Origin of the sequence: Amycolatopsis sp. NPDC049252, assembly GCF_043197175.1 — a bacterium.
Lineage (GTDB): Bacteria > Actinomycetota > Actinomycetes > Mycobacteriales > Pseudonocardiaceae > Amycolatopsis.
Genome location: NZ_JBICSQ010000108.1, coordinates 1 through 22,351, shown reverse-complemented (window position 1 = coordinate 22,351; position 22,351 = coordinate 1). Strand labels below are relative to the sequence as shown.

Annotated in this window: 30 protein-coding genes; 11 read left to right on the top strand and 19 right to left on the bottom strand. The window is 72.0% G+C overall.

The genetic code is table 11. The features are described 5' to 3' along the window. Positions 1-865, top strand: an 865-nt coding sequence (gene pip / locus ACGFMK_RS44740) for a prolyl aminopeptidase (RefSeq protein ID WP_392776698.1), incomplete at its 5' end; no start/stop codon positions are given. A 245-nt stretch (positions 866-1,110) separates the two neighbouring features. On the opposite strand, the gene dmpG is transcribed toward pip, so the two are convergent. From dmpG to ACGFMK_RS44725, 3 genes are all read right to left on the bottom strand, one after another. Then, positions 1,111-2,136, bottom strand: a complete 1,026-nt coding sequence (dmpG, locus tag ACGFMK_RS44735) for a 4-hydroxy-2-oxovalerate aldolase (RefSeq protein WP_392776695.1) — start codon at positions 2,134-2,136, stop codon at positions 1,111-1,113. Continuing rightward, on the bottom strand, positions 2,133-3,032 hold the full coding sequence (locus ACGFMK_RS44730) for an acetaldehyde dehydrogenase (acetylating) (protein ID WP_392776692.1): 900 nt from the start codon (positions 3,030-3,032) through the stop codon (positions 2,133-2,135). Before ACGFMK_RS44730 ends, dmpG begins: the two co-directional genes overlap by 4 nt. 63 nt (positions 3,033-3,095) lie before the next feature. Continuing rightward, positions 3,096-4,043, bottom strand: coding sequence for a LysR family transcriptional regulator (locus ACGFMK_RS44725; protein WP_392776689.1), 948 nt, complete (start codon positions 4,041-4,043; stop codon positions 3,096-3,098). Positions 4,044-4,143: 100 nt separating this feature from the next. Here ACGFMK_RS44725 and ACGFMK_RS44720 point away from each other — a divergent pair, with 100 nt between their 5' ends. The 7 genes from ACGFMK_RS44720 to ACGFMK_RS44690 all read left to right on the top strand — a co-directional run bounded on the left by ACGFMK_RS44720 (position 4,144) and on the right by ACGFMK_RS44690 (position 7,567). Next, positions 4,144-4,380, top strand: a complete 237-nt coding sequence (locus ACGFMK_RS44720) for a hypothetical protein (protein WP_392776687.1) — start codon at positions 4,144-4,146, stop codon at positions 4,378-4,380. After that, entirely contained in the window at positions 4,381-5,256 is an 876-nt protein-coding gene (locus tag ACGFMK_RS44715) for an AAA family ATPase (protein WP_392776684.1), read from the top strand. It begins immediately after the preceding gene. Continuing rightward, positions 5,249-6,349, top strand: coding sequence for a VWA domain-containing protein (locus tag ACGFMK_RS44710; protein ID WP_392776682.1), 1,101 nt, complete (start codon positions 5,249-5,251; stop codon positions 6,347-6,349). The genes ACGFMK_RS44715 and ACGFMK_RS44710 overlap by 8 nt, the downstream gene beginning before the upstream one ends. Further along, complete coding sequence (locus ACGFMK_RS44705; protein ID WP_392776679.1) at positions 6,346-6,735, top strand: hypothetical protein; 390 nt, start codon at positions 6,346-6,348, stop codon at positions 6,733-6,735. The genes ACGFMK_RS44710 and ACGFMK_RS44705 overlap by 4 nt, the downstream gene beginning before the upstream one ends. Then, entirely contained in the window at positions 6,714-7,121 is a 408-nt protein-coding gene (locus ACGFMK_RS44700; RefSeq protein WP_392776677.1) for an OsmC family protein, read from the top strand. Before ACGFMK_RS44705 ends, ACGFMK_RS44700 begins: the two co-directional genes overlap by 22 nt. A 61-nt stretch (positions 7,122-7,182) precedes the next feature. Continuing rightward, on the top strand, positions 7,183-7,395 hold the full coding sequence (locus ACGFMK_RS44695; protein ID WP_392776675.1) for a hypothetical protein: 213 nt from the start codon (positions 7,183-7,185) through the stop codon (positions 7,393-7,395). A gap of 16 nt (positions 7,396-7,411) precedes the next feature. After that, positions 7,412-7,567 (top strand): hypothetical protein, encoded by a 156-nt coding sequence (locus ACGFMK_RS44690; RefSeq protein WP_392776672.1) that lies wholly within the window; start codon positions 7,412-7,414, stop codon positions 7,565-7,567. Between the two features lie 550 nt (positions 7,568-8,117). Here the strand turns inward: ACGFMK_RS44690 and ACGFMK_RS44685 are convergent. Genes ACGFMK_RS44685 through ACGFMK_RS44635 form a run of 11 tightly spaced genes read right to left on the bottom strand, consistent with a single transcriptional unit; the run spans position 8,118 to position 14,934 of the window. Continuing rightward, a complete protein-coding gene (locus tag ACGFMK_RS44685) occupies positions 8,118-8,471 on the bottom strand; it encodes a hypothetical protein (protein WP_392776670.1) in 354 nt (117 codons plus the stop codon). After that, positions 8,468-8,716 carry a hypothetical protein gene (locus ACGFMK_RS44680; RefSeq protein ID WP_392776668.1) on the bottom strand — a complete coding sequence of 83 codons (249 nt, stop codon included), beginning with the start codon at positions 8,714-8,716 and terminating at the stop codon, positions 8,468-8,470. Before ACGFMK_RS44680 ends, ACGFMK_RS44685 begins: the two co-directional genes overlap by 4 nt. 1 nt (position 8,717) lies before the next feature. Further along, a complete protein-coding gene (locus tag ACGFMK_RS44675; protein WP_392776665.1) occupies positions 8,718-8,960 on the bottom strand; it encodes a hypothetical protein in 243 nt (80 codons plus the stop codon). Further along, positions 8,957-9,184: a hypothetical protein gene (locus ACGFMK_RS44670; RefSeq protein WP_392776663.1), complete on the bottom strand. Its 228-nt coding sequence runs from the start codon at positions 9,182-9,184 to the stop codon at positions 8,957-8,959. Before ACGFMK_RS44670 ends, ACGFMK_RS44675 begins: the two co-directional genes overlap by 4 nt. 13 nt (positions 9,185-9,197) lie before the next feature. Further along, positions 9,198-9,452, bottom strand: a complete 255-nt coding sequence (locus ACGFMK_RS44665; protein ID WP_392776660.1) for a hypothetical protein — start codon at positions 9,450-9,452, stop codon at positions 9,198-9,200. A 9-nt stretch (positions 9,453-9,461) separates the two neighbouring features. Next, positions 9,462-10,037 (bottom strand): SRPBCC family protein, encoded by a 576-nt coding sequence (locus ACGFMK_RS44660; protein ID WP_392776658.1) that lies wholly within the window; start codon positions 10,035-10,037, stop codon positions 9,462-9,464. After that, positions 10,031-10,924, bottom strand: a complete 894-nt coding sequence (locus tag ACGFMK_RS44655) for an XdhC family protein (RefSeq protein ID WP_392776655.1) — start codon at positions 10,922-10,924, stop codon at positions 10,031-10,033. Before ACGFMK_RS44655 ends, ACGFMK_RS44660 begins: the two co-directional genes overlap by 7 nt. Further along, positions 10,924-13,314 carry an aerobic carbon-monoxide dehydrogenase large subunit gene (locus tag ACGFMK_RS44650; protein ID WP_392776653.1) on the bottom strand — a complete coding sequence of 797 codons (2,391 nt, stop codon included), beginning with the start codon at positions 13,312-13,314 and terminating at the stop codon, positions 10,924-10,926. The genes ACGFMK_RS44655 and ACGFMK_RS44650 overlap by 1 nt, the downstream gene beginning before the upstream one ends. Beyond that, positions 13,311-13,844 carry a (2Fe-2S)-binding protein gene (locus tag ACGFMK_RS44645; protein ID WP_392776650.1) on the bottom strand — a complete coding sequence of 178 codons (534 nt, stop codon included), beginning with the start codon at positions 13,842-13,844 and terminating at the stop codon, positions 13,311-13,313. The genes ACGFMK_RS44650 and ACGFMK_RS44645 overlap by 4 nt, the downstream gene beginning before the upstream one ends. Further along, a complete protein-coding gene (locus tag ACGFMK_RS44640; protein WP_392776647.1) occupies positions 13,841-14,701 on the bottom strand; it encodes an FAD binding domain-containing protein in 861 nt (286 codons plus the stop codon). The genes ACGFMK_RS44645 and ACGFMK_RS44640 overlap by 4 nt, the downstream gene beginning before the upstream one ends. A 5-nt stretch (positions 14,702-14,706) precedes the next feature. Further along, positions 14,707-14,934: a hypothetical protein gene (locus tag ACGFMK_RS44635; RefSeq protein WP_392776644.1), complete on the bottom strand. Its 228-nt coding sequence runs from the start codon at positions 14,932-14,934 to the stop codon at positions 14,707-14,709. 219 nt (positions 14,935-15,153) lie between these two features. Here ACGFMK_RS44635 and ACGFMK_RS44630 point away from each other — a divergent pair, with 219 nt between their 5' ends. Beyond that, the gene (locus ACGFMK_RS44630) at positions 15,154-15,432 is read left to right on the top strand and encodes a WhiB family transcriptional regulator (RefSeq protein ID WP_323330982.1); all 279 of its coding nucleotides are present in this window, start codon (positions 15,154-15,156) and stop codon (positions 15,430-15,432) included. On the opposite strand, the gene ACGFMK_RS44625 is transcribed toward ACGFMK_RS44630, so the two are convergent. Beyond that, the gene (locus ACGFMK_RS44625) at positions 15,429-16,265 is read right to left on the bottom strand and encodes a helix-turn-helix transcriptional regulator (RefSeq protein WP_392776641.1); all 837 of its coding nucleotides are present in this window, start codon (positions 16,263-16,265) and stop codon (positions 15,429-15,431) included. The two genes, ACGFMK_RS44630 and ACGFMK_RS44625, sit on opposite strands and share 4 nt — an antisense overlap. A gap of 85 nt (positions 16,266-16,350) precedes the next feature. Here ACGFMK_RS44625 and ACGFMK_RS44620 point away from each other — a divergent pair, with 85 nt between their 5' ends. Both ACGFMK_RS44620 and ACGFMK_RS44615 read left to right on the top strand, forming a co-directional pair. Continuing rightward, complete coding sequence (locus ACGFMK_RS44620; protein ID WP_392776638.1) at positions 16,351-17,103, top strand: SDR family NAD(P)-dependent oxidoreductase; 753 nt, start codon at positions 16,351-16,353, stop codon at positions 17,101-17,103. 336 nt (positions 17,104-17,439) lie between these two features. Next, positions 17,440-18,240, top strand: a complete 801-nt coding sequence (locus tag ACGFMK_RS44615; protein WP_392776635.1) for an alpha/beta fold hydrolase — start codon at positions 17,440-17,442, stop codon at positions 18,238-18,240. Positions 18,241-18,244: 4 nt separating this feature from the next. On the opposite strand, the gene ACGFMK_RS44610 is transcribed toward ACGFMK_RS44615, so the two are convergent. From ACGFMK_RS44610 to ACGFMK_RS44595, 4 genes are all read right to left on the bottom strand, one after another. Beyond that, the gene (locus ACGFMK_RS44610; protein WP_392776701.1) at positions 18,245-18,988 is read right to left on the bottom strand and encodes a pyrimidine reductase family protein; all 744 of its coding nucleotides are present in this window, start codon (positions 18,986-18,988) and stop codon (positions 18,245-18,247) included. Continuing rightward, positions 18,985-19,854 (bottom strand): dihydropteroate synthase, encoded by an 870-nt coding sequence (gene folP / locus ACGFMK_RS44605; protein ID WP_392776632.1) that lies wholly within the window; start codon positions 19,852-19,854, stop codon positions 18,985-18,987. The genes ACGFMK_RS44610 and folP overlap by 4 nt, the downstream gene beginning before the upstream one ends. 75 nt (positions 19,855-19,929) lie before the next feature. Beyond that, positions 19,930-21,507 carry a family 43 glycosylhydrolase gene (locus ACGFMK_RS44600; protein ID WP_392776629.1) on the bottom strand — a complete coding sequence of 526 codons (1,578 nt, stop codon included), beginning with the start codon at positions 21,505-21,507 and terminating at the stop codon, positions 19,930-19,932. A gap of 163 nt (positions 21,508-21,670) precedes the next feature. Continuing rightward, positions 21,671-22,351 (bottom strand): SAM-dependent methyltransferase (locus tag ACGFMK_RS44595; RefSeq protein WP_392776626.1); only part of this gene is annotated, 681 nt, incomplete at its 5' end.

The following is a 22,351-nucleotide window of genomic DNA, read 5'->3' as shown; positions in this document are numbered from 1 at the left end:
CTGGGAGACCTGCGGCAACCCGGACGGCAAGCCGGCGGTGATGCTGCACGGCGGGCCCGGCCAGGGTTGCGCGCCGGGCATGCGGCGGGTGTTCGACCCGGCCCGCTACCGCGCGGTGCTGCTCGACCAGCGCGGCTGCGGCCGCAGCCTCCCTCACGCCGCCGACCCGGCGACGTCGCTGGCGCACAACACCACCGAGCACCTGGTCGCCGACCTGGAACGGCTCCGCGAGCACCTCGGCGTCGAACGCTGGCTGCTGACGGGCGGTTCGTGGGGCACGACCCTCGCGCTCGTCTACGCCCAGCGGTATCCGCACCGGGTGTCGGAGATCGTGCTCAGCGCGATCAGCACGACACGCCGATCCGAGATCGACTGGCTCTACCGCGGGGTCGGCCGGTTCTTCCCGGAGGCGTGGCATCGGTTCAGCGGCGGCTCCCCCGACGTCGTGGCCGACTACGTCCGGCTCCTGGAGGACCCGGCCCAGCGGGATCGCGCGGCTCTCGCCTGGCGCGAGTGGGAAGACACGGTGCTGTCCCTTGAACCGGGCGCCGTCCCGCGCGTCCACAGTGGACCGCCGGACGACGCGATGATGGCGTTCGTCCGGCTGACGGCTCACTACTACGCCCACGCGGGCTGGCTCGAGGAAGGCGCGGTGATCCGCGACGCCGGGCGGCTGGCGGACATCCCGGGCGTGCTGGTCCACGGGCGCCTCGACCTGAGCTGCCCGGTCACGACGGCGTGGGAGCTGGCGCGGGCATGGCCGGGCTCGGAACTGCTGATCGACGACCACTCCGGGCACCGCGGCAGCCCGGTGAAGCGCGCCTGGACGCTCGGCGCGCTGGACCGCTTCGCTAGCCGCCGGTGAGCGCCGCCAGGAGCGAGAACAGCGGCGCGAACAACCACAGCACGGCGAGCTGCCCCAGCGGACCTGGGCCATGCCCCCTCCGAGGGTGACGCCCCACCACCGGGCAGCAGGACCCGCTGCACGAACGATGCCGCGACGTAGGGTCACCAGAACGGAAGGTCACGATCTCCGGCTCGGCGGCCTTCCGGTTCTGAGTCGTCGCAGTGTCGATGCCGCCACCACGCGCGAACCCCGGATCCGGTTGCCTATCCTTCCGCAGCCAATTGCACCGCGACGTCGATGATCATGTCCTCCTGGCCACCGACCAGCGCGAGTTCCCCGCAGCGGCGCAGGATCGCCTGCGCGGGCACGCCGTAGCGCTCCGCCGCGCGCTCCGCGTGCAGCAGGAAGCTCGAGTACACCCCGGCCCAGCCCTGGACGACCGCGTTGCGGTCCATCTTCGGCCAGCGCTGCAGGTACGGGCGGACGATCTCCTCGGCCGCGTCCAGCAGGCCCGCGACGTCCAGGCCTGTGTCGACCTCCAGCCGGTCGAACACCGCCGCGAGCACTTCCGTCGGCGAGTTGCCCGCCCCGGCACCGAGGGCGCAGAGCGACCCGTCGATGTAGCGAACTCCGGCTTCGTAAGCCAGCACGGAGTTCGCGACGCCGAGGGAAATGTTCTGGTGCCCGTGGTACCCGACCCAGGCCTGGTCGCCGACCTCGGCTACCAGCGCCTCGAATCTTGCGCGGGCCTCGTGCATCAGCAGCGCGCCCGCCGAGTCCGTGACGTACGCCGCCTGGCAGCCCGCGTCCACCATGATCCGGGCCTGCTTCGCCAGGTCCTCCGGCGGCGTGCGGTGCGCCATCATCAGGAACCCGGCCGTCTCCATGCCCAGTTCGCGGGCCAGGCCGAAGTGCTGCGGCGAGACGTCGGCCTCGGTGCAGTGCGTCGCGACGCGGACCATCCCCGCGCCCGCGTCGAACGCGCGCTGCAGGTCCTCGGCCGTGCCGATGCCGGGTACCAGCAGCACCGCGATCTTTGCCTGCTTCGCTTCTTCGCGCGCCGCAGCGATCAGCTTCAGCTCGTCGACGGCGGAAAACCCGTACGTGAACGAGGATCCGCCGAGGCCGTCGCCGTGGGTCACCTCGATCACCTCGACACCGGCGCGGTCCAGCGCGCGCACCGTGTCGCGCACCTGCTGCTCGGTGAAGCGGTGCGCCATGGCGTGGCTGCCGTCGCGCAGGGTCGTGTCGACGATCCGGACGTCGTGCTTCAGAACCGGCCGGCTCATGCGAGCACCTCCTGCTTCGCGCGCGCCATCAGCTCGCCGACCCGGGCGGCCGCGGCGGTCATGATGTCCAGGTTCCCGGCGTACTCCGGCAGGTAGTCGCCGTTGCCGCGGACCTCGAGGAAGATCCCGACCCGCGCGTTGCCGTCCCACTCCTCGCGCGCGTCGTCGAACTGCGGGTCGGCACGCAGCGAATAACCGGGGACGTACTTGCGGACCTCGTCGGCCATTTCGTGGATCGACGCCGTGATCGCGTCACGGTCCGCGTCGATCCCGATCGCGCAGAACACCGTGTCCCGCATGATCATCGGCGGCTCGACCGGGTTGAGGATGATGATCGCCTTGCCGCGCCCGGCGCCACCGATTTCGGCGACCGCGCCCGACGTCGTGCGGGTGAATTCGTCGATGTTGGCCCGGGTTCCGGGGCCCGCGCCGCGCGAAGCCACCGAAGCGACGATCTCCGCGTACGGCACCGGCGTCACCCGGGAAACCGCGTGCACCATGGGAATCGTGGCCTGGCCGCCGCAGGTGATCATCGAGACGTTCGGGGCGTCGAGGTGCGCGCCGAGGTTCACCGGCGGGCACACCATCGGGCCGAGGTGCGCCGGGGTCAGGTCGATCGCCTGGATGCCGGCGGCCTCGTACCGCGGCGCGTTGGCGGCGTGCGCCTTCGCCGACGTCGCCTCGAACACCAATTGGGGCAGGGGATCCTGCCGCAGCAGCCAGTCGACGCCCTCGGCGGAGGCCGCGATCCCTTGCGCGCGAGCGCGTTCGAGCCCGTCGGACTCGACCACGCCGACGACGTAACCGACTTCGATAACTTCACTGCGTCGCAGCTTCGCCAGCAGATCGGTGCCGATGTTGCCGGGGCCGACGATCGCCGCCATCACGGGAGCCATGCTCCGACCGTCGCACCGGCCCGGCTCGCGGGACAGCCCGGTGTTCCGGCCAGTGGAACGCCGTCAGCTCCAGATCGTCACGTACACCGGCGGCCGGAACCGCGACGGCGGCACCCCGCTGCCCGGCGCCCGCATGACGTGCATCGCGCCCGGCGTGCCGAGGAAGTGCCGCAGCGAGTTGGCCGCGCCGGTGCGGCGGTCCGTCGGCAGCGTCGTCACGAACCAGCAGGCCGGCACCGGGGTCGCGCGGGTCGGGACCACCGCCAGCTCCTTGCGGCGCAACTGCGGCGCCACCAGGTGTTCCAGCGCGACCGACACCCCGCCGCCGCTGGCCGCGGCCGACCACGCCGCCGTCTGGTTGGGGAACACCTGGATCGCGTCGTCCGCGACGCCGAGGGCGCGCAGCAGCCGCCCGGTGTCGCTGCCGGGGTCGGCGCCCGCCGGGTCGAGCAGCCACGGCCAGTGCGCCGGACCGCCCTGGTGGCGCGCGTTCGGGGCACCCACCACGACCAGCGAGCCGCGGAAGATCGGCACGCTGTCGAGGTCCTGCCCGCCTTCCGCGCTCAGCTGCGGGCCGAGGGTGACGTCGGCGAGGCGGTTGGCGACCAGCACCGGCAGCTCGGCCGTGCGCGCCACGCCGGCGTTCGCGTCGATCGTGTTCCCCGCGCGTCTGCGGAACGCCTCCAGCAGCGGGTTCGCGACGAACTCGGCGATCTCGCTGGTCACCGCGAGCCGCAGCCGCGCGGCGACACCGTTGGCCTGCCGGACGGCGGCGTCCGCCTCGGCGCCGAGCGCGACCATCTGCGAGGCGATCGGCAGCAGCCGGCTGCCGCCCGCGGTCAGCGTCATCCCGCCGGAGCGCTTGATGAGCAGCTTGTCGCCGTGGTGCTGACGCAGCGCGGCCAGGGCCTGGGACACCGCGGGTTCGCTGACACCGAGCGCCTTCGCCGCGTCGGTGACCGAACCCAGCCTGGCCACCAGCACGAACGCGTTCAGCTGGCCCAACGTCATGCTCAGATACTCTCTGTGACCCCGGTCCCGATACAGGCGTGGATAAGCGAACCATTAATCCGCGCCCCGGCCCAGCGTCCGACCGAGTTACCGTCCACCCATGGACGAGCCCGGCGACGCGCTGAAGGTGCTCCGCGCGGTCTGGCGTTCCGGCGGCCAGACCGAAGAGGACCTCGACTGCGGACCGCAGAAGTCGTGCAAGAGCATGGCGAACGTCGGCTTCGACCGGTTCGCCGAAGACGACGACCCGGCCGCCGCCTGGCGCGCGCGGCTCGCCCGCGAGGGCAAGCTGGGTGACTCGACGGTCCGCGACCTCGTGCTCGGCCCGGACCGGTAGATGGACTACCCGGACTCCGTCGCGGGCCTCACCGGGGCGCTGCGCGGCGGCGGTTACCTCGCCGGCCGCGGCCTCGCCACCGCGCTGCTCGTGGCGGTCTCCCTGCACCGCCCGCTGCTGCTGGAGGGCGAGGTCGGCGTCGGCAAGACCGAGCTGGCGCGCACGCTGGCCGCGGTCTTCGGAAAACGCCTGATCCGGTTGCAGTGTTACGAAGGCATCGACACCGCGCAGGCGCTCTACGAGTGGGACTACGCCCGCCAGCTGCTGCAGATCCGGGCCCTGCCGGAGCACGAGGCGGCCGCTGAGACGGCCGTCGACCAGCTCTTCGGGCCGAAGTTCCTGGTGGAACGGCCGCTGCTGGCCGCGGTCCGCGCCGGGGCCGGCGCGGTGCTGCTCATCGACGAAATCGACCGCGCCGACGACGAGTTCGAAGCCTTCCTCCTGGAGCTGCTGGCCGACTTCCAGGTGACGATCCCCGAAATCGGCACCATCACCGCGGACAGTCCCCCGGTCGTGGTGCTGACGTCCAACCGCACCCGCGAGCTGCACGACGCGCTGAAACGCCGTTGTCTCTACCACTGGATCGACTACCCGGACGCCGAGCGCGAGGCCGAGATCGTGCGCGTCCGCGAACCCGGCGTCACCGAAGTGCTGACCCGCAAGGTGGTCGCCGCCGTGCACCGCCTGCGGGAGCTCGACCTGGCGAAGCCGCCGGGGGTCGCGGAAACCGTGGACTGGGCGCGGATGCTCACCTTCCTCGGCGCGGCCGACCTCGACCCCGCGTCGGCCGCCGACACCCTCGGCGCCGTGGTCAAGGACCGCGACGACCTCGAGCTCGTGCGGGAGCACCTGGCGGAGCTCACCTCCGGTGCCTGAGTTCGCCGGGGTCCTCGTGGGGTTCGGGCGCGCGCTGCGGGCCGAAGGGCTCGCGGTCGGCACCGGCGACGTGCTCACCTACTGCCGCGCCGCGGCCCGGCTCGACCCGGCCGACCTCGTCGACGTCTACTGGGCGGGCCGGGTGACGCTGGTGCGCCGCCGCGAAGACATCGCCCGCTACGACACGGTGTTCCGCGCCTACTTCCTCGACGCCGGGGACGACCACCCGGAGCTGCCCGCCCTCACCGCCACCTGGGAATCCGACGCCGTGCTCTCGCTGGCGGAATCCGCGACCTCGGCCGAAGAACAGGAGACCCCCGATGCCGCCGGACTCGCCGCGTCCACTGTGGACAGCCTGCGGCACAAGGCGTTCGGCGCCTGCACCCCCGAGGAGCTGGCGGCGATCCGGCGCATGACCGTCCGCCTGCGCCTCACTCCCCCGCGGCGGCGGACCCGCCGGACACGCCCCGCGCGGACCGGCCCGATCCCGGATCTGCGGCGCACGGTGCGCGAAACCCTGCGGCTGTTCGGCGAACCCGCCCGGCTGCACCGGCGGCGGCGCCGGGTGCGGCCGCGTCCGCTGACGCTGATCCTGGACGTCTCCGGGTCGATGGCGGACTATTCGCGCGCCCTGCTGCAGTTCGCGTACTCGGCGGGCCGGGCGGCCACGCACGTCGAGGTGTTCTGCTTCGGCACCCGGCTCTCGCGGATCACCGACGAGCTGCGCACCCGTGACGTCGACGAGGCCCTCGACCGCGCCGCCAAGGTCGTCTTCGACTGGGACGGCGGCACGCGGATCGGCGCGTCGCTGGCCGAGTTCGTCGCCACCTGGGGGCGGCGGGGCCGGTGCCGCGGCGGCATCGTCGTCGTCTGCTCCGACGGCCTCGACCGCGGCGACCCGGAGGTCCTGGCGCGCGCGGCCGAGCGGCTGTCCCGGCTGTGTCACCGTCTCGTGTGGACGAACCCGCACCCCGGCGGCGATTCGCTCGGGATGAGTGTGGTGCGCCCGCACGTCGACGTGCTCGTCTCCGGCCAGGACCTGCGCGGGCTCGAGGAGCTGGCGGCGCTGCTGCCGGCGCTGGAGCGGTCGTGATCCGCCTCGGCACGGCGGCCGGCTACCCGTTCGAGGGACCCCGCCTGCTCGGCGGCTGGACCCCGCCCGCGGCCCCGGCCGTCTACGCGGTCCTCTGCCGTCCCGACGCCGAAGCCCACCCGGACCGCTACGCCGTGATCTACGTCGGGCAGGCCGAGGACCTCGCCGCCGAGCGCCTCCCGTTCCGGCACCCGCGGGCGCCGTGCTGGATCGCCCGGGCGGGTTCGCGGTGGAAGGTGCACATCTGCACGTACGATCCGCCGGGCGGGCTGCGGCCGCACCGCGAGCAGATCGTCCGCGAGCTGACGGCGGTGTACCGGCCGCGCTGCAACCGCGAACGGTACGAGCACGCCTGGGAGGACGAATGGATCGGGCACAGCCGGTGACGCCGGCGTTCGAGGTGGTGGCGGGGGCCGGTTCGCTGCGGAGCGTCAGCGGGGTGACGTTCCCGCACCGGTGGACGCCCGCGGGGGTGAGCGTCGAGACCGACTTCACCGGCGGCCACCTGCTGAACCTCGCCGCCGCCGGGTGCGTCCTCAACGACCTGTACCGCGAGGCCGAGCCGCTGGGCATCGAGGTTCGCGGCGTCCGCGTGACGGCGGGCGGCGGCTTCGACCCGGAGACGTGGGCGTCGACCGGGATCAGCTACCGGGTGGAGCTGGACTCGCCCGCGTCCGCCGCGGAGGTGGACCGCCTGCTGGCGGCGGTCGACGCCGTCGCCGAGATCCCGCGCGCGCTCCGAGCCGGCGCCGAAGTGCGGCGCGTGCCCTGAGCGGTTTGATCACCCGCGGTTCGGGGCACGTTCGTCGGGAAGACCCGATCGAGGAGGTGCGATGGCCACGCGCTGGCAAGTCATCCCGCGGACCGTTCCGCTCTGCTGGCTCAGTCTGGCGGCCGGAGTCCTGCTGCTGGTCTCGAGCATCATCACCCTGGCGACGGCGGCCACGAGAATCCCGGTCCTCGAGGTCATCGTGGCGGTGGTGGCCGTGTTCCTCATCGTCTGCGCCGCACTGGGCCTGGCGAAACCGCAGCTCAGGAACCGCTGAACCCTTTGGAGCCGTCATGACCGACCACCCCCCTGAGCTCGCCGAGGTCCGCGAGCACATCAAGGAAGCCAAGGACGCCGCCGAGCAGGCGGAGAAGTCCGGCATCGCGGACGCGACGCCGGACAAACCCTTCGACGAAGGGGACGCCGAAGAGGCGGCGGACACGGACTGAGGTCCGCTACCGGATCGACTGGCCTCGGCAGGCTGCGCGCCTGTGGCCGTGTGGCGGATTCGAACAGAACAACTGGGTGTCCGCCGCGCTCAGGCCCGGCCCGACCGCCGCTGTGCCGAGCCGCCGCCCACGGCAAGGCCCTGGCGTTACACCGGCTCCGCCGCCCGGTCACTGCCATCGGTGGCCCTTCGGCGGTGCGTCTCGCGCCGCCACACCCCGATAGTCGAAACTCAGGCTCGCGACGCTAACCCGGCCGACGGCGGGTGGTCGTGCGGCGGTGGGTGGTCGTCTTCTTCTGGTCGCCGTCGTGGTGTGGGCCCGCGTTGTCGTGGGGTCCGGAGCGGCCGACGTCGGCAGCGTGGTCGTGGTCACCGGGGACTCCGTTGTGGACGGAACCGCGGTGGTTGTCGGTGCCACCACCTGGCCGTTCCCCGACCGGCCGCCGCCGCAGGCGGCCGGCGCCAGCAGAGCCACCAGCGTCAGACCACACCACCGTCGCCGCATCGTCTGGACGTTAGCAGCGCCGCACGGGTCAAGAGGGCGGAATGGGTCAACGCGGCGCGAAGCCGACAGCGTCGTGCAGGCGGGAACGGCGGGAGCCGGAGGCCGGGCGGGCCACGAACGACTTCTCCGGCGGGGTGTACGTCGCCCCCGTCACGATGTCCTCCGCCATCCCGTACAGCAGCGGCAGGGCGCCTGCCACCACTCCCCCGGTCCGGTTGATGTGCGCGACCCCGGGGACGATCAGCGCCGCGTGGCCGTTGATCGTCCTGACCGTCTCCGCGCACTCCTCCAGGTTCGCCGCGATACGGCCCAGCAGCGAACCCACCCACCACAGGTAGAACGCCAGGCCCGCGATCAGCAGCACGATGTCCAGCACCGTCAAGACGACCAGCAGTGTCATGTCCGGGCCCTCCCCAAGAACAGGTGGTGTTCCAGGCCTTCCGCCAGCACCGCGTCCACCCGCGTGGCCGTCTCCGGGATCAGGGACGTCGACGACGTGTTCGCCGCGGCCGCGGCCAGGGTGTCCCGCACCGTCACCACCCGCCGGTCGATGGCGCGGACCAGCACGATCAGCACGGTCAGCAACGCTGCCACCACCAGCACGACCACGAAACCGGCGATCACAGCGATCCACCACTCCGTCATGTCAGCCTCCCAGCCGGGTCCGGCCGCGGCGCAGCCCGGCGACGATCACGTCCGCGTGCTCGATGGTCGTGCTCAGCCCCGCGAGCGGTGCGGTGTTGCGGACGGCGTCGCGCAGCGCGTCGTCGATCAGCGGGGCCTCGCGGCCGATCGACCTCGCCAGCAGCAGGATCGGCACCACCAGCGCGACGACGACCAGCACGACCACGATCCCGATGACGAACCCCACGACCCAGCCGGTGCTCATACCGACTCGCAGAAGTCGCGCACGGGCTTGAGGTTCGCGTTGACCGAGCCGAGCGCGGCCGGCACCGGCGCGGTCCGGTCGGCGACGACCCGCACGCCGCCCGTCACCGCGCGGAGCGTGTCGCGGATGTGTCGCAAGTGGAGGATCACCCGCAGCAGCCCGACGGCGGCGAACAGGATGATCAGCGCGGCGATGGCGAGGGTGGACCAAGCGACGACCGGCATCACGGAACTCCTTTCAACCCAGCAGTTTCGCGAGGCTGCCCGCGTACCGGGTGGCGCCGACGGCGACCTCGCCGATGGTCTTCTCGGTCTGCGCGAGCGCCGCCGGCACCGGCTCCAGCTGCCCGGTCAGTTCGACGCCGCCTTCGAGAATCTCGTCGGTCGCCGCGCGGATCCGTTCACACGCGGCGAGGACGCGGTTCAGCAGCGCGATCACCACCGGCAGCACGACCAGCAGCAGCACGGCGTTGCCGATCCACCACAGGACCATGTCTCCTCCTCAGGCCGGCGAGCTCGGGTAGGGCAGGAAGAACCGGCGGAACACGCGTCTCAACGCCATCAACGTCGCCTGCAGGCCGATGCTGAACCCGCGGGCCGGCGTCGCGCCGGTGACCTCTTCGCCGCGTTCGGCGCGGTCGATGCCGTTCTGCAGGTTGGCCGCGAAGTCGCGCATCAGCACCGCGGTGACGTCGGCGATCATGCCGCGCCCGTACTGCGCCGCCGCGCCGGAGACCTGCAGGTCCTGGGTGACGTGCACCCGGGTCACGCCGCCGGCCGACGTCAGTGTCGCGGTGACGGTCATGCTCGCCTGGCCGCGGCCCTTCTCGTCGGCACCCGCCGCGTCGACGACGATGCGTTTCGCGGCATCGTCACGGGAAGCGATCTTCGCCATGCCGCCGAACTTCAGCGCCACCGGGCCCATCCGGACGCTCACGCGGCCCTCGTACGCCTCCTCGCCCAGGTCCTCGGTCAGCTCCGCGCCGGGCAGGCACGCGGCCACCTTCGGGACGTCGTCGAAGAACCGCCAGACCTTTTCGATCGGCTGCCCGACCGCGAACTCGTTCTCGATCAGCATCGGCTCTCCTTCTTCGCGTACGCGGCCGGGTCGCGCTCGAACGCGGCCCGGCACCCGGAGCAGCAGAAGTGGTACGCGACGCCCTCGTACTCGACGGGATCACGCGGCGAAACGGTCATCCCGCACACCGGGTCCACGGCGTACTCGGCGACCACCGGCACCGGGCGACGCACCGCGCGCAGCCGGACCAGCTCGGCCAGCACCGCGACGGCGATCTCGCGGTGCGCGACCGCGCCGAGGTCAACGCCGGCGGGCACCTGGACGCGGGCGAGCCGGTCGGCGGCCACCCCGCGGTCGGCGAGGTAGCCGAGCACGGCCTCACCCCGCCGGCGCGAGCCCACCAGCCCGACGTACGCCGGGTCCCGCGCCAGCGCCCGTTCGAGGGCTTCTTCGTCGTGGTGGCCCTGGGTCGCGACGACCACATAGGACTGTCCGGTCACCGCCGCGAGGTCGTCGCTCAGCTCCGCCCGCCAGTCCAGCGCCGCGGCCAGCGCGACCAGCGTGTGCGCCAGCGGCGACCGCCCGGCGACCACGAGGTGCGGAGCCGGGACGACCGGCTCGACGAAGATTTCGAGGGCTCCTTCGCTCTGGCACGCGATCGGCACGACGGTCATCCCGGCGGGCACCGTCCCGAACCGCTCCGGGGTGCCGAGGAGCAGCAGCCTGGGCGTGCCTTCGGCCAGCGCCTGCCGGGCCTCGCGCAGCACCACGGGTTCGGCGCAGGCGCCGCCGATCCAGCCGTGCAGCTCGCCGTCCTCGGTGACGATCGCGCGGCAGCTCTCCTTGCCCGACGACGGCCCTTCGCGCCACACCACGGTCGCGAGCGCGAACGCCTCGCCGCGGCGGGCCCGGTCGCCCGCCTCGGCCAGGACGTCCCAGCCGCTCATCAGTCGTCCGTCCGGACCGGCGGCACGCCCGAGACGTCCTGCCCGGTCCGCAGCGCCTGCCAGACGCGGTCCGGCAGCAGCGGCATGTCGATGTTGCGGACGCCGGTGCCGTCGAGCGCGTCCATGACCGCGTTGACGAACGCCGCCGGCCCGCCGACCGCCGCGCACTCGCCGATGCCCTTGGCGCCGATCGGGTGGTGCGGTGACGGCGTGACGACCTCGCTGTGCAGCTCGAACCCGGGCGTCTCCCAGGCGGTGGGCAGCAGGTAGTCCAGGTAGTTCGAGCCGACGCAGTTGCCCTCCTCGTCGAAGGTGATGAACTGCATGTTCGCCATCGCGTAGGCCTCGGTGAGGCCCCCCATGATCTGCCCCTCGACGATCATCGGGTTGATGCGGACGCCGCAGTCGTCGACGGCGACGAGGTTCAGCACGTCCCACACGCCGCTCTCCGGGTCGACCTCGACGGTCGCGATGTAGACGGCGAACGGCCAGGTCAGGTTCGGCGGGTCGTAGTAGGCGTGGTTCTCCAGCCCGGGTTCCATCCCGTCGGGCATGTTCGAGTACGCGGCCATCGCGCACTCCTGGATGGTGACGCCGCGGTCGGGCACGCCGCGGACGTAGAACCGGCCCAGCTCCCACTCGACGTCCTCTTCGGACACTTCGAGCAGGTGCGCGGCGAGCTTCCGCGCCTTGGCCCGGATCTTGCGCGACACCATCGAGATCGCCGCACCGCCGACCGGCGTGCTGCGGGAGGCGTAGGTCCCCATCCCGAACGGCGCGGTGTCGGTGTCGCCCTCCTCGACCGTGACGTCCTCGGCCGGGATGCCCAGCTCGTGGCTGACGATCTGCGCCCACGTCGTCTCGTGGCCCTGGCCCTGGCTCTTCGTCCCGACGCGCAGCAGCGCCTTGCCGGTGAGGTGCACCCGCAGCTCGGCGGAGTCGAACATCTTGATGCCGAGGATGTCGTACTCGCGGCTGTTGCCGGCGCCCAGCGGCTCGGTCATCGTCGAGATGCCGATGCCCAGCAGCCGTCCGCGGTTACGCGCTTCTTCCTTCTGCTTCAGGAAGTCCTCGTAGCCGATCGCCTTGAGGCCGACTTCGAGGCACTTCTCCGGCTGGCCCGAGTCGACGAGGAACCCGAACGGCGTCCGGTACGGGAACTGGTCCGCGCGCACGAAGTTGCGGCGCCGGAACTCCGCCGGGTCGATGCCGAGGTCCTTGGCGGCCTGGTGCACCATGCGTTCCTGGAAGAACATCGCCTCGGTGACGCGGAACGAGCAGCGGTAGGCGACCCCGCCCGGCGCCTTGTTGGTGTAGACGCCACGGGCGGTGAGGTGCGCCGCCGGGATGTCGTAACAGGCGAACGCCGAGTGCAGCAGGCCGATCTTGAACTTGCTCGGCTGGGCGTCGGCGAAGAACGCGCCGTGGTCGGCGTCGGCGTGGATGCGGACGCCGAGGATCTTCCCGTCCTCGCGCAGCGCCAGCTCGCTGTCGAGGTACATGTCGCGGGCGAACCCGGTCGAGATGAGGTTGCCGGACTTGTCCTCGATCCACTTGACGGGCCGCTCCAGCAGGATCGAGCACAGAATCGAACAGACGTACCCCGGGTACACCGGCACCTTGTTGCCGAAACCACCGCCAATGTCCGGCGAAACGATCCGGATCATGTGCTCGGGCAGTTCGGCGATCATGGCGACGGCAGCGCGGACGATGTGCGGCGCCTGCGTGGTCATGTACACGGTCAGCTTCTGCGTCGCGCGGTCGTAGTCGGCGACCGACGCGCAGCACTCGATCGGCGACGGGTGCGAGCGCGGGTAGTGCAGGCGCAGCTTGGAGATCCGGTCGGCGCTCGCGAACGCCCGGTCGGTGCCGGCCTTGTCCCCGACCTCCCAGTGGTAGATGACGTTGCCGTCCTGGCCGGCCTTGTCGTCACGGATCACCGGGGCGTCCCCGGCGAGCGCCTGCTCCGGGTTGACGACCACCGGCAGCGGCTCGTACTCGACGTCGATCGCGTCGCAGGCGTCCTTGGCGATGTACGGGTCGTCGGCGACGACGCAGGCGACCTCCTGGCCCTGGAACCGGACCTTGTCGGTGGCCAGCACGGCCTGGGTGTCGTAGGACAGCGTCGGCATCCACGCCAGGTTGCGCGTCGCCGCCATCTCACCGGTCAGCACCAAGTGGACGCCGGGGATCTCCCACGCCTTGCTGGTGTCGATCGACTTGATCCGCGCGTGCGCCATCGGGCTGCGGAGAATCTCCATGTGCAGCATGCCGGGCAGCACGATGTCGTCGGTGTAGCGGCCCTTGCCGCGGATGAACCGGCTGTCTTCGACGCGCTTGCGGCTGGCGCCGATGCCGCCGATCTTGACCTCGTCGAGTGCCTTCGTCACGGCTGGTCCTCCCGTTCCGACCGCAGTTTCGCGGCCGCCCAGAGCACCGACTTGACGATGTTCTGGTACCCGGTGCAGCGGCAGAGGTTGCCCGACAGCGCCCACCGGACGTCCTCTTCGGACGGATCGGGATCGCGGTCCAGCAGGGCTTTCGAGGCGAGCATCATGCCGGGCGTGCAGAACCCGCACTGCAGGCCGTGCTCCTCGCGGAAGCCCTCCTGCACCGGGTGCAGCTCGCTGGCCGTCGCCAGGCCTTCGACGGTGGTCACCTCGTGGCCGTCGGCCTGGACGGCGAGCATCGTGCACGACTTCACCGGCGTTCCGTCGACGAGGACCGTGCACGCGCCGCAGCTGGTCGTGTCGCAGCCGATGTGCGTGCCGGTGAGCCGCAGCCCCTGCCGCAGCAGGTGCGACAGCAGCAGCCGGGGCTCGCACTCGATGACCCTGCGGGCGCCGTTCACCGTCACCGTGATCCGGCGTTCGGGGACGTCGGCGGCCGGTTCGTCGCGAACTTCGTGCACGATCGTCATCGGGTCGTCCCTTCCAGGGCGCGCACCACGAAGGTGTGCACCATGTGCCGCTTGTACCGCGCGCTGCCACGGTGATCGGACTTCGGCCGCGCGTCGCGGGCCGCGAGCTTCGCTGCCTCCTCGATCGTCTCGGCGTCGAGCGACCGGCCGAGGAGCGCGTCGGCCGCGTCGGCGCAGTCGATGGTGGCGCCGCCGACGCCGGTGAGCGCGATCCCGGCCCGGGTGACCCGGCCGTCCGCGGCGATGTCGACCGCGACCGCGACACCGACCGTCGCGAAGTCGCCGACCCGTCGTTCGAGCTTGAGGTACCCGCCGGACGGCGTCCCCCGCGGCGCGGGGATGACGGCTTCGACGGCGATCTCGTCCGGGGCGAGGGCGTTCTGGAACGGGCCGAGCACGAAGTCCCGGGCCGGGATGCTCCGCCGGCCGGCCGGGCCGGCCGCGACGATCGAGCCGTCCAGGGCCAGCACCACCGACGCCCAGTCGCCCTGCGGATCGGCGTGGCACAGCGACCCGACGAGCGTGCCGCGGTTGCGGACGATCGGGTCGGCGATCAGCGGCGCCGCGGCGGCCATGGTCGGTTGCTTCTCGCGCAGCAGGTCGGACCGTTCGAGCGTCACGTGCCGGCACAGCGCGCCGACGTGCAGGTTCCCGTCGGCGTCGACCTCGTGGTGGTCGAGCCCGGGGAGGTTGTTGATGTCGACGAGCAGCGCGGGCGCGGCGAAGCGGAGCTTCATCAACGGCACCAGGCTCTGCCCGCCGGCGAGGACCTTCGCTTCGTCACCGTGTTCGTGCAGCAGGGCGAGCGCTTCGTCGAGTTCGCGCGGCGCTTCGTAGGAGAACCGGGCCGGGTACATCGGCGTCAGTCCTCGTCCGGGACGGCGACCGGCAGGGTGTCCTCCTCGGGCTCCGGCCGCGGCCGCTGGTGCGGCGGCCACGGCCCGGCCACCGGCTGCCCGGCCACCTTGAGGAAGTCGATCAACTGGGGCCAGGCCCAGACAGTCGGGCTCGGCCCCTCCTTCGGCGCGTTCTCGACGAGTTCGTACAGCCGCGGGTTGCCGCGGCTGTGCCCGTCGGACTCGATCCGCATGACGCGTACCCGCTTCCGCCGTCGATCAGGTGATCGGGATGGTCCACCCGGAGGACACGCAGGGCAACGAGGGAATAACCCTTCGCTTAACCCTCGAGGCCGGCCCCGCGTACCACACGTGGGTGATCTTCACCGCCGCGTGGATGATCCGGGCGCCGACCGGGTAACCGCCGCTCGAAGGCCGGAACGCGGCCCGAAACGCGAGGGGATGTGGTCCCGGTGTCCGAAGTGTCCCGGCTTCCGGTGGTCGTCAGCGAGAACTGGGATTGGCAGATGCGCGGCGCGTGCCGGGGGATGGACGCCGCCGTGTTCTTCCACAGCGACAACGAACGCGGGATGGCGCGCAAGCGGCGGGAGGAGCTCGCCAAGCAGATCTGCGCGAGCTGCCCGGTGCGGCTGCAGTGCCTCGACCACGCCGTCGCGGTCCGGGAGACGCACGGCATCTGGGGCGGGCTCGGCGAGGGCGAGCTGCGTCAGCTGATCGCCACCCAGGTCTAAGTCAGCTGCTGGAGGCCGACCACCGAGAGCAGCCGCAGGGCGTCGTGGGCCGGGGTGCCGGGCTCGGCGGTGAAGAGCACGACGTGCTGGTCGCGTTCCGGCACCAGGAGGATGTCGCAGATCAGGGGAATCGGCCCGACCTGCGGGTGGTCGACGGTCTTGACCAGGTGCCGCTGGTCGGAGACCTCGGGGCTCGGCCACAGCGCGGCGAACTCGGGGCTGCCGCGCAGCAGCTCGCGCACGAGCCCCTGGGTCGCGGGGTCGTCCGGGTAGCGCGCGGCCGCGGCGCGCAGGTGCCCGGCGGCGAAGATCCCGAAGTCCCCTCCCCCGCTGATGCCGTAGTGCCGCCGGCTCGCGTCCGGGTGCAGGAAGTAGCGGCGGATCATGTTCCGCTCGCGGCGCGGCCGGGCCGAGAAGTCCTCCAGGAGCGCCGCGGCGAGGGGGTTCCAGGCCAGGACGTCGTACTTCGCGTCGAGCACGATCGCCGCGGTGTCCGGCAGCCGCTCGATGAGGTCCAGGATCCGGTCCGGGACGTCGGCCGACGGGCCCGGCGGCTCGGCGAGCTGCCCGCCGAGGGTGTACAGGTGGGCGCGCTCGGCGTCGTTGAGCCGCAGCGCCCGGCCGAGGGCGGCCAGCACGTGCCGCGACGGGTGCGGGCCGCGGGCCTGCTCCAGGCGCGTGTAGTACTGCGTCGAGATGTGCGCCAGCTGGGCCACCTCCTCACGGCGCAAGCCCGGCGTGCGCCGCGGCCCGGCCGCGGGCAGGCCCACCGTCGCCGGGGTCAGCCGCTCCCGGTGCAGCCGCAGGAAACGGCCGAGCGCGTGCTTGTCCATGCCTCGAGTGTCACCCCGGGGCGACGGCCCTGCCAGGTATAGCCAGGGCCTGTCAGCGCGCCCGGCGTCGTCGCACGGTGGAAACATGACTCAGAACGGAATGTTGTCCGGCAAGATCGCCCTCGTCACCGGAGCCAGCCGGGGTATCGGCGCGGCGGCGGCCCGCCTGTTCACGGCGGAGGGCGCGACGGTCGTCCTCGCCGCCCGCACCGAAGGCGACCTCAAGACCATCGCCGAAGACCTGCCCGGCGCGTCCTACGTCGTCGCCGACCTGGGCGACGTCGCGAGCATCGAACGCGCGGTGGACACCGTGGTCGAGCGGCACGGACGGCTCGACGTCGCGTTCAACAACGGCGCCGTCGGCGTCCCCCCGCACCCCATCGCCGGCTTCCCCGAAGACGACTTCGACCTCGTCATGCGGGTCAACCTCAAGGGCGTGTTCTACGCGGTGTCGGCCGAGGTGAAGGCCATGCAGCGCACCGGCGGCGGGGCGATCGTCAACACCAGCAGCGTCGGCAGCCTGATCGGCAACCCGGCCCTGCCCGCGTACGGCGCGGCCAAGCGGGCGGTCAACAGCATCACGGAGTCGGCGGCCGTGACGTACGGCCCGGCCGGCATCCGGGTCAACGCGATCGCGCCGGGACTGACCCTCACCGAGATGGTCGACGAGTGGAACCGCCACGACCCGGGGATCGTGGACCGGATCGTCGCGGGTACCCCGCTCGGGCGGGCCGCCGCGCCGGAGGAGATCGCGGAGTCGGCCGCCTGGCTGCTGAGCGACCGGGCGTCCTTCGTGACGGGCGTCGTGCTGCCGGTCACCGGGGGCACAGCGGTCTGATCCGCGGAGCGCTCATCCGGGTTTGCGGTGGACGAGGCGCGCCAGCCTCGCTCGTGTCCGCCGCGTCACAGGCGGGCGAATCGGCCAACGACCGCGCTGCAGCGAGCTTCCAGCTCGTTCGCGCGCGAAACCAGCAGTTCGGTGCCGATGATCTCCAGTCGCTCCATCTGGCGCGTGATGCTCGAGACCGCCGCAGACCCGGCGGCGTGGTTGCTGAGCGAACGGGCGTCCTTTGTGACTGGTGTGGTGCTGCCGGTCTCCGGAGGCACAGCGGTCTGATCGCCGTGTCAGGGCGGCGTCAGGTCCGTGTCAGGGCGGCCTTCGATAGTTCCTTCCATGACGAAGAACAGCACGATCTGGTCCGGCATGGTGGAGATCGACGACACGGCCCTCGCGGTCACCGACACCGGCGGGCCCGGCCTCCCCGTGGTCTACCTCAACGGCCAGTTCGCCACCCAGGGCTACTGGCGCCGGGTCGTCGCCGAGCTCGGCGACGGCTTCCGGCACATCACCTTCGACGAGCGGGCCCGCGGCAAGTCGAAGCGCTCGGCCGACTACTCCTTCGAGGTCGCCGTCCGCGACGTCGACGCCGTGCTCGCCGCCCGGGGTGTGGAGCGGGCGCTGCTGGTCGGCTGGTCCTACGGTGCCCTGGTCGGCGCGCACTGGGCCGCCCGCAACCCGGAGCGCACGATCGGCGCGGTCCTGGTCGACGGCGCCTTCCCCTACGACTGGCTCGACGACGCGATGGAGCAGCGGATCCGCAAGCTGTTCAAGCGGATGAGCTGGTTCCTGCCGCTGCTGCGCCCGACCGGCCTGGCCCCGCGGATGAGCGCCGAACAGCAGGCCGAGAGCAACATCGAGGTCGGCGTGCTCTCCCGCGAGCGTGCACTCGGCCCGGTGCTCGACGCGATCACCGTCCCGACGCGGTTCGTCGTCGCCTCCGGCACGTCGCTGGGCAGCCGCGGCGACGAGCAGGAGAAGATCCGCGCCGGCCTCGACGCCGCCGTCGCCCGCAACCCGCACATCGAGGTGAGCGCGAAGGTCACGAGCAACCACGGCGCGATCCTGCGCAAGGATTTCGGCGCGGTCGCCGGGGCCGTCCGCGAGGTCGCCGCCCGTGAGCACGCGGACCGCTGAGGCCTTAGGGCACCAGGTAGCGCGTCAGCAGGCTCTCGCCGTCGGTCAGCACCGTGTCGAGGTCGAGCTTCAGGGGGTCGAACGCACCGCCGACCGCCGCGCGGTCCGCGGTGCCGGCCACCAGGAACGGCGCCACCGTCAGGCGGAACTCGTCCACGAGGCCCGCCTCCGCCAGCGCCGCGAACAGGTGGGGGCCGCCTTCGCAGTCGATGCGGCGGAAGCCGCGCTCGGTCAGGGCGGCGACGGCGAGGTCGAGCGCCACGTGCTCCTGGCCGGCGACGATCACCTCGGCACCCGCCGCGATCCAGGCGTCACGCTGATTCTCCGGCGTCCGCTCGCTGGTGATGACGATCGTCGGGACCGCGGCGCCGGTGATCACCGGCGCGTCGGGCGGCAGGCTGCGGCCCGTGGTGACGACGGCGATCGGCGGGACCGGCTCGAGGCCGTGGCGACGGCGGCGGTCCGCGGTCTCCTCGTCCGGGTGGACGCCGTTGAACTCCTCGATCACGGCGGTACCGGCGCCGAGCAGCACGACGTCGGCGAGGTCGCTGCCCAGCTTGAAGACGACCCGGTCGGGCTCGGTCGAAAGCGGGCGCGACCGGCCGGCGACGGTGATCGCGCCGTCCGTGCTCGACACGAAGTTGACGACCAGCCACTTCGCGACGTCGGGGAAACGGTAGAGGGCTTCGAGGTCGTCCAGCCCGAGCTCGCGGACGCTCGCCGGCGGCCAGATCTGCTGGAGCTTCACAGCCACCGCACCGCGTTCTTCGGCGGCCGGGTGCCGACGATGCTCGCGACCATCTCGACCACGTGGCGCGTCTCGCGGACCTGGTGCGCCCGGAACATCGCGGCGCCGTGCGCGGCCGCGAGCGCGGTGGCGGCCAGCGTCCCGGTGACCCGGTCGTCCATGCCGACGTCGAGCGTCTCGCCGACTACCCCCTTGTTCGACAGCGCCATCAGCACCGGCCAGCCGGTGGCGACCAGCTTGTCGACGTTCCGCAGCACGGTCAGGGACTGGTAGGTGTTCTTCGAGAAGTCGATGCAGGGGTCGATCATGATGCCTTCGCGCGGGACCCCGCGCCCGGCCGCGCGCTCGGCGAGCTCGACGGTGTCGGCCACGACCGACGCGACGACGTCGTCGTACACCGGCTTGACCGGGTCCGTGCGCGGATCGAGGCCGTCGACGTGCGCGCAGACGTACCCCGCGCCGTACTCCGCCGCGACGTCCAGGATCTCCGGCTCGTAGGCGGCCCAGTTGTCGTTGATCAGGTCGGCTCCCGCCCGGCAGACCGCGTCGGCGACCTCGGCACGGTAGGTGTCGACGCTGATCACGACGTCCGGGAAGTGCTCACGGGCCCATTCGACGGTCGGCACGACCCGGGCGATCTCCTCCTTGACGGTGACCTCGGGGCCGGGGCTGGCCGGGACGCCGCCGATGTCGATCACCGCCGCGCCGTCGTCGAGCGCCCGGCCGATCGCCGCCTGCGCCCGCTCCTCCTCGAACGTCACCCCGTTGTCGTAGAACGAGTCCGGGGTCCGGTTGACGATCGCCATCACCAGCGCGTTGTCACTGGTGAGGCGCCGGCCCCGGAAGACGAGGTCGTGGATCGGCATGCGGTTCTCTCCCGTGCAGGACCGGACGTGGCAACTTCCGAGCATAGGCGATCATCGTTCTCGCCAGGTGCTCTCTCACGCCGGGGTGACGCTGGTGGAGAACTTCAGCGACCGGCCGGCTTCGGCGCGGAACGTCGAGCCGTGGTCGTTGCTGTAGGCCTCGCCGCCACCCGGGTAGGGGCTGGAGTCGTTGTACTCCAGCCCGTAGCAGCCGGTGGTGGTCGCCGAACGGACCAGCAGCCCGTAGCGCTTCCCGGCGGTCACCGCGATGTTCGGTGCCACCGTGACGTCCCGCGGCGACCAGCCGATCCGTGCGGCGGGCACGGTCGTGGAGCTCAGGGCGGCACCGGTCGGCTGGAACGTGGCGGTCGCCTCGTAGACGCCGATTTCGAGGCCGGCGTCGGGATTCCCGGCCTGGAAGCCGGTGTAGGAGACGGCGGACAGCGTCCCGCTCCGGCTCGGGACGAACGTCTGGAACCGGGCGACGCCGGACCCGACGTCGCAGTAGGTGCGGAACCCGCTCACCCCGTCGGCCTGGTCCACGCCGGGCGGCGGGTCCTGGTGCCCGGCCGCACCCGTGGCCAGGGTGAGCGAGAACGAGTTCCGGCAGGTCATCGGCGTGATGGCGCCGGTGGCCGTGAACTCGAGCGGTGCCCAGTAGTAGTTCGCGAGTGCTTCGTTGCGCTGCCCGTTGTTCCAGAGGTCACTGGCGTAGACGTAGGCGGTGCCCGACGTCGTCGGGATGGCCGAGACGAACGCCGGTTGCCCGCCGCAGGAGTCGCCGCTGATCTTGGTCGGCGCCGACCACGGCCCCAGCGGGTCCGACTCCGTCCGGTACGACGTGCCGGTTCCCGCGCAGTAGCCGCAGTTCGGGTCGGAGTAGGTCAGGTAGTAGAGACTGCCGCGCTTGAACACGGCGGGCGCCTCGGTCTGGCTCTGCCCGAGCCGCGTGTACTGCCCGGTGCCGGTCAGGTAGTCCGCGGCGAGGCGTTCCACGACGATGTCGCCGCCGGTGCGCCAGTCGGTGTAGGCGAGGTACGCGGTGCCGTCGGTGTCGACGAAGACGTCGTGGTCGCCGTTGTTGACCCCGCCCGCCGGGGCGGTGTTGTTCACGGCCAGCGCCGGCACCGGGGCCTCGGTGAACGGGCCGGCCGGGTTCGCGCTGGTGAGCACCCGGAAGCCGACGCTGTTGTCGTAGACGTTGACCCAGAGCACGTACTTGCGGGTGCTCGCGTCGTACCCGACGTGCGGCCGGAAGCAGCCGTAGGTCGCGCCGTTGCAGCGGGATTGCCAGACGCTGCCGGTGGCGTCGAAGAGCTGTCCCCGGTCGGTCCAGTGCACCAGGTCCGGCGAGGTGTAGACCTTGAAGCCGCAGAACGGCGAACTGGTCGCCTGCCAGGCGAACCCGCAGTCGTAGCTGGTGCCGTAGAGGTAGTAGGTGCCGCCGAAGAGGGCGATCTCGCCGTCGTGCGCGTCGACGGCGTTGCCCCGCGTGTCGAAGCGGACGACCTGGTTGCCCTGCGCGTCGAAGTTGGTGACGGTGGTGGTGAACGAGCGCGCCTCGGCGGGAGTGGCCAGGGTCAGGGCCAGCAGGGCCGCCAGCACGAGGGCGAGCGCGAACCGGATCCGGCGTGTTCCCGGTGAACTCCTCATCGTGCCGGCCTCCTCGTTGAGCATGAAACGTTTCAAGATCCGTGCCCGACAACGGTAGCCCATAGCTCGGCCCCCTGGCCGGCTTCCGGGACTCCAACCTCAAGCTGATCGTCGTCGAGCAGCGACCTCGCCCTGCTGCCGGACCGGTGCACCGCGGGGAGTTCTACGACATCGACGCCCCCTTCGGCCCGGTTCGCCGCGCTTTGCCCGCGAACACCCAGCGGTTGCTCGCCAAGGCGTCTTCGCGCTCGGGCACCAGATCCACGCCGTGCTGCGCCGCGAGGTCGAACGGGGTGCGGGCCGACGCCGTCCAGCCGCGGTTCCGCAGCGCCTCCGCCGAGTCCGGCCGTGGCCCGGCGTCGAACAGCGCCGTGAGGTCCACGCCGATCTGCTCCTTGGCGCAGCGGTAGATCGGGCCGGCGCGGTGTTCGACCCGGAGCTTGACCTCGTACGCCAGGCGGCTGCCGGGCGCCGAGAGCCGGTCCACGGTCGTGATGAGCCGACGTTCGGTGTCGGCGGACAGGTAGAGCAGCAGCCCCTCGGCCAGCCACGCCGCCGGGATGGCCGGGTCGAAACCCGCTCCGCACAACGGTTCCGCCCAGTCGTCGCGCAGATCCACCGCGACGGCCGTGCGCGCCGCGGCCGCCGTCGCGCCGAGGCCGGCCAGGACCTCCTCCTTGAACGCCAGCACGTCCGGCCGGTCGAGCTCGAAGACGCGGCAGCCGGGTGGCCAGGCGAGGCGGTAGGCCCGCGAGTCCAGCCCGGCACCCAGCAGGACCACCTGCGCGGCACCGGCGCCGAGCAGGAAGTCGTCGAGGACCCGGGTGCGCAGGCCGAAGTACCG

What these genes read in the sequence shown, in the direction of transcription:
- ACGFMK_RS44640 (WP_392776647.1), bottom strand. Translation starts at nt 14,701, where the DNA reads ATGTACCCGGCCCGGTTCTCCTACGAAGCGCCGCGCGAACTCGACGAA.
- ACGFMK_RS44620 (WP_392776638.1), top strand. Translation starts at nt 16,351, where the DNA reads ATGACTCAGAACGGAATGTTGTCCGGCAAGATCGCCCTCGTCACCGGA.
- ACGFMK_RS44685 (WP_392776670.1), bottom strand. Translation starts at nt 8,471, where the DNA reads ATGACACTGCTGGTCGTCTTGACGGTGCTGGACATCGTGCTGCTGATC.
- ACGFMK_RS44700 (WP_392776677.1), top strand. Translation starts at nt 6,714, where the DNA reads ATGGATCGGGCACAGCCGGTGACGCCGGCGTTCGAGGTGGTGGCGGGG.
- ACGFMK_RS44625 (WP_392776641.1), bottom strand. Translation starts at nt 16,265, where the DNA reads ATGGACAAGCACGCGCTCGGCCGTTTCCTGCGGCTGCACCGGGAGCGG.
- ACGFMK_RS44600 (WP_392776629.1), bottom strand. Translation starts at nt 21,507, where the DNA reads ATGAGGAGTTCACCGGGAACACGCCGGATCCGGTTCGCGCTCGCCCTC.
- ACGFMK_RS44695 (WP_392776675.1), top strand. Translation starts at nt 7,183, where the DNA reads ATGGCCACGCGCTGGCAAGTCATCCCGCGGACCGTTCCGCTCTGCTGG.
- ACGFMK_RS44615 (WP_392776635.1), top strand. Translation starts at nt 17,440, where the DNA reads ATGACGAAGAACAGCACGATCTGGTCCGGCATGGTGGAGATCGACGAC.
- ACGFMK_RS44665 (WP_392776660.1), bottom strand. Translation starts at nt 9,452, where the DNA reads ATGGTCCTGTGGTGGATCGGCAACGCCGTGCTGCTGCTGGTCGTGCTG.
- folP (WP_392776632.1), bottom strand. Translation starts at nt 19,854, where the DNA reads ATGCCGATCCACGACCTCGTCTTCCGGGGCCGGCGCCTCACCAGTGAC.
- ACGFMK_RS44675 (WP_392776665.1), bottom strand. Translation starts at nt 8,960, where the DNA reads ATGAGCACCGGCTGGGTCGTGGGGTTCGTCATCGGGATCGTGGTCGTG.
- ACGFMK_RS44690 (WP_392776672.1), top strand. Translation starts at nt 7,412, where the DNA reads ATGACCGACCACCCCCCTGAGCTCGCCGAGGTCCGCGAGCACATCAAG.
- ACGFMK_RS44670 (WP_392776663.1), bottom strand. Translation starts at nt 9,184, where the DNA reads ATGCCGGTCGTCGCTTGGTCCACCCTCGCCATCGCCGCGCTGATCATC.
- ACGFMK_RS44635 (WP_392776644.1), bottom strand. Translation starts at nt 14,934, where the DNA reads ATGCGGATCGAGTCCGACGGGCACAGCCGCGGCAACCCGCGGCTGTAC.
- ACGFMK_RS44730 (WP_392776692.1), bottom strand. Translation starts at nt 3,032, where the DNA reads ATGGCTCCCGTGATGGCGGCGATCGTCGGCCCCGGCAACATCGGCACC.
- ACGFMK_RS44720 (WP_392776687.1), top strand. Translation starts at nt 4,144, where the DNA reads ATGGACGAGCCCGGCGACGCGCTGAAGGTGCTCCGCGCGGTCTGGCGT.
- ACGFMK_RS44645 (WP_392776650.1), bottom strand. Translation starts at nt 13,844, where the DNA reads ATGACGATCGTGCACGAAGTTCGCGACGAACCGGCCGCCGACGTCCCC.
- dmpG (WP_392776695.1), bottom strand. Translation starts at nt 2,136, where the DNA reads ATGAGCCGGCCGGTTCTGAAGCACGACGTCCGGATCGTCGACACGACC.
- ACGFMK_RS44715 (WP_392776684.1), top strand. Translation starts at nt 4,381, where the DNA reads ATGGACTACCCGGACTCCGTCGCGGGCCTCACCGGGGCGCTGCGCGGC.
- ACGFMK_RS44655 (WP_392776655.1), bottom strand. Translation starts at nt 10,924, where the DNA reads ATGAGCGGCTGGGACGTCCTGGCCGAGGCGGGCGACCGGGCCCGCCGC.
- ACGFMK_RS44660 (WP_392776658.1), bottom strand. Translation starts at nt 10,037, where the DNA reads ATGCTGATCGAGAACGAGTTCGCGGTCGGGCAGCCGATCGAAAAGGTC.
- ACGFMK_RS44680 (WP_392776668.1), bottom strand. Translation starts at nt 8,716, where the DNA reads ATGACGGAGTGGTGGATCGCTGTGATCGCCGGTTTCGTGGTCGTGCTG.
- ACGFMK_RS44725 (WP_392776689.1), bottom strand. Translation starts at nt 4,043, where the DNA reads ATGACGTTGGGCCAGCTGAACGCGTTCGTGCTGGTGGCCAGGCTGGGT.